The 3,789-nt window shown below is 69.9% G+C and carries 2 protein-coding genes; both read right to left on the reverse strand.

From position 1 onward, the window contains the following. Positions 1 to 211: 211 nt before the first annotated feature. Positions 212 to 436: a DUF29 family protein gene (locus QZY48_RS34850; protein ID WP_366929711.1), complete on the reverse strand. Its 225-nt coding sequence runs from the start codon at positions 434 to 436 to the stop codon at positions 212 to 214. A gap of 446 nt (positions 437 to 882) precedes the next feature. Continuing rightward, on the reverse strand, positions 883 to 3,540 hold the full coding sequence (locus QZY48_RS16130) for a WD40 repeat domain-containing protein (protein WP_295432685.1): 2,658 nt from the start codon (positions 3,538 to 3,540) through the stop codon (positions 883 to 885). Positions 3,541 to 3,789: the final 249 nt, after the last annotated feature.

Consider the following 3,789-nt stretch of genomic DNA (forward strand, 5'->3'; position numbering starts at 1 on the left):
CCTACGGGCGCGGTACCCGTAGGGTCCGCTGTGCGGACCGGGCGCCGCCGGCCGGACCGCTGGTCGAGACCCTGTGCGTCAAACCCCAAAGGGGCGCGACATACCAGCCCGGGGCAACGCCCCGGGGTAGGGTCGGTGTCACTCAGGCGTCAGGTGCTCCGCGCCGCGGGCGGGGGCGTCGGCGGGCGCAACGCTGCTCTAGCCCGGCCTGTCACTGCGGCCAGTAATCCCGCCCCAACAGCTCATCAATGGAGTAGCCGCACTCACCGGGAAAGGCCTCGTCGCCAAGCCCGCTCTCGTCCGCCGCCCATTCCACGGCCTCAGGGTAGGCCGCGCCCAACTCCTCGGCCAGGAAGCGGCGCAGGCTGGGGGTCTCCTTGAGCAGCCGCGCGATATCGTTGCGCTCTTCAACAGGCGCGTTTGCTGTTCCAGCCAGGCGAACCGATCGAGCGGTAGCGCCCGGACTCGCGGGCGAGGACGAAGGCGAGCTCCAGGCGCGTAAGCGAGGCGCGGACCTGCCCCGGGTCTGACGTGAGCCCGAGCCCCGCCAGCCGGTCCAGCGCGTCCGTCAGTCCAAACCCCTCCTGCCCCACCAGCGCGTAGCACAGGATGCGGTCCAGCCGTGCGCCCTCCGGGTCGGTCGTCAGCTCCGACCAGGCGTCCAGTGCGCTGCGCAGCGACTGGCTGTCCATGGCGCGGTCCAGGTGCACCTCGGTCAACGCCCGGGTGGCGAGCGTCAGGTCGCGGAGCATCTCGTTGCACAGGATGGCGATCAGGTTGGCCCGCTGGCCGGTCGCCTCGATCATGCGCCCCACCAGGGACTCCGGGACCAGCCGCAGATCGAGCGACGCCAGCGGCTCCACGATCATCGCCCGGCAGGCGTCAGGCTCCAGCGCGCCGAGCGTCAGGACCTCGGCAAAGTTCTTGATCGGCGAGCGGTATTCCAGGCTCGCGCTGCGGTACAGGCTCCAGAACCCGGCCAGGATGAAGTGACAGCGCCCCTCGTCGCTCAAGGAGCGGAAGGCGTTCAGGCAGGCGTAGGGTGCGCCGTGCGCACCGGCGGCGTCCCGCTCCACGAAGTCGTCCGCCTCGTCGATCAGGATCAGCCGGCGCCAAGGCGCGTAGCGCCGTCTGTAGATCGCCGTCTGCGGGAAGCCCCAGCGCCCGCCCTAGCGCCGCGGCGATCGGATCGAAGCCTACCGAGCAATAGCGACAGTCCACCACGGGATCGCTCGCATAGCGTCGCTCCAGCGCCAGCAGCAGGCTCGACTTGCCGAGCTGGCGCCCGCCCACCAGCAGATAGTTGGTCGGGGCCCGGTGCTGGATGTGGCTCAGGACCTGGGCGCGGCCGAAGAATCCGCCCTCCCGACGCACCCCGCTGCTGGTCTGATAGGGCGAAACCCGCGCCACCTTCACATAGCGGGCGATCAGCCTTGAGAGCGCATCCAGCGGCTCGGGCGCCAGCAGCAGGGCCGAGAGTTCCGCATCGTCCGGCCCCACCCACCAGGTCTCGGGCGAGCGGCAGCGCTTGGAGAGCGCCGCGCGCTGGGCCGGCGTGGCGCCGATGGCGAGACAGACCTGCTCACCCAGGCCCGCGAGCCCCTCCAGAATCTCAGCCTCCGACCAGTCCGCCGGCGGCAGCACCACCGGGCAGATGCCGCCCACCAGGTTGAGCGGGAAGCTCTCGGGCAGGGTCAGGTCGAAGCGCGCGAGGTTCGCCCCCCCGCCCAGGCCCGGCTGCCGCTGCCACTGGGCGCCCAGCCGTCGGGCGAGCCAGGCGACCCGCTCCTCGGGCGGCGACCGGTCGAAGGCCAGCGCGTGCGTCAGCCAGTCGCGGCGAATGCCGTTGGTGGCCAGCACCCCTTTCAGGCGGCGGGTGACGGCGAGCAGACGCCGCGCCCGCGGCAACTCCGCCAGACCCAGGCGAGGCAGGGCGGTCGGCTCGGTGGCGAGTCGTTGGGCAAGCGGGTGGTTGCGCTGGCGCGAGTACCAGAGGCCAATGGTGAACAGCAGCGCGAAGGCGGCGAGAACGGGGGTCGGCGGCAGCATCCCGGCCTCGGCCAGCCCCGGGCGCACCGCGATGACGATGGGCAGGTCGGCAAGGCGCCAACTGTGCATCGGATAGGTGCGGTCATCAATCGTCAGGGTCAGGCGGCTACCCTCGCCGACCTCCAAATCGTCCGGCACGGCGAAGGAGAGCGGCGACTCGCCGCCGGCCGGGAGCGAGGTCAGTTCGATGCTGTCCAGTACCCGATCGGCGCCCTGCGGCGTGCTCACCCGGGCGCTGACCCGGACCTTTTCCAGTGCCTGACCGCCGCGGTTGGCCAGACGTAGGGTCACGGTGTTGAGATCGGAGGGCTTTTCCGGTCCGGCGACGACCGCGGGTTCGGGCACCAGGCCCCGGACCGGCACCCGGATGGGGATGGGCTCGCCCTGGTCCATGTCCAGCACCAGGTCCAGGGTAGACTCGGCGGGGGTCGGGTCTTGGTAGGCGGCGGCGCAGGAGACCTTGGCTGCCAGGGTCGCCTCGGCGCCGGGGTCGAGCTTGACGATCCGGGGCGGGGGGTGAAATAAGAAGGGTGCCTGGGAGGCTTCTTTCGGGTTCAGGCGCAGCCAGTAGACCGGCTCGGCGCCGGTGTTGCGGACCTGGACCTTTAACTCTGCAAGTTCGCCGTCGCCGACCCGGATCGCGGCGGGTTGGCTCGGGTCGATCCGTATTTCGAGCCGTGGGGGCTGGTTGCGCGGCGGGAGCGGCAGCGGGCTCAGCCGGCCTTGCGCGTCGCGCTCGGGTGCTAGCGTGCCGTCGTCGTAACGCCAGCAGCGGTCTCCGGATGGGGCGATGCGGCAATAGATCCAGAGGTCTTTGGCGGCGAGCATCAGCCCAATGGGCTGGCCGCTCGCCGGGTCCCAGAGCCGCACCGTTGTGTCTTCCGATCCACTGGCCAGGGTCCGGCCGTTTGGGCTGAAGGCGACCGACAAGACCCGATCGCCATGCCCTTCCATCGTCCCAAGCAGCACACCGTTCGTCGGGTTCCAGAGCCGCACCATGTTGTCGTCCGATCCGCTGGCCAAGGTTCGGCCATCCGGGCTGAAGGCGGTCGATGAGACCGAACCGCCGCGTCGTTCCAAGATCTTGATTTTCTTATTGCTCGCCAGGCTCAAGAGCCATGTTTGTTCAAAAGATCCGCTGGCCAGGATCCCGCCGTCGGGACTGAACGCGACCGAGTTGACCCAACTGCCGTGCCCTTCCAGCACCCGGATCAGGGTACCGCTGGCCAAGTCCCAGACCCGAACCGTACCATCCGCGTGCCCGCCAGCAATCCACCTGCCGTCCGGGCTGTATGACACGCCTCGGACGGGCGAGCCGATCGGCATCCCAGCGAACAATGCCCGCGCATCCGCGACCGACTCACCATCCGGGAACAGCGGCGCCCCGGCCGGCCCCGCTATAGCAACCAGCGCCAGGCACCAGAGGAGCCAGCCCGCAAGCCAAGCGAACCCTGCCGCCCCGGCAAGCCCCCGGCCGCGCGCGCTGTCCAAGCTCAGCCCCCCGCGCCGAATCTAGGTTGGGGTGAGGAACGAACCCCAACAGTGCGACCCCCGCGCGACCACGTTGGCGCTCCTTCGCTACCCCAACCTACCAGGCTGAATTGAACGCTGAACCGAGGGCGTTGCCTTGGGCTGGTATGTTCGACCCCGTTGGGGTCGGTGTGCATCGCCTTGATCACATTCGCGGCCATTCGGCTAACCGCGAGGTCGCTGGTCCGCACAGCGGACCCTACGGGCGCG

It is taken from the genome of uncultured Thiodictyon sp. (assembly GCF_903828115.1).
Taxonomy (GTDB): domain Bacteria; phylum Pseudomonadota; class Gammaproteobacteria; order Chromatiales; family Chromatiaceae; genus Thiodictyon.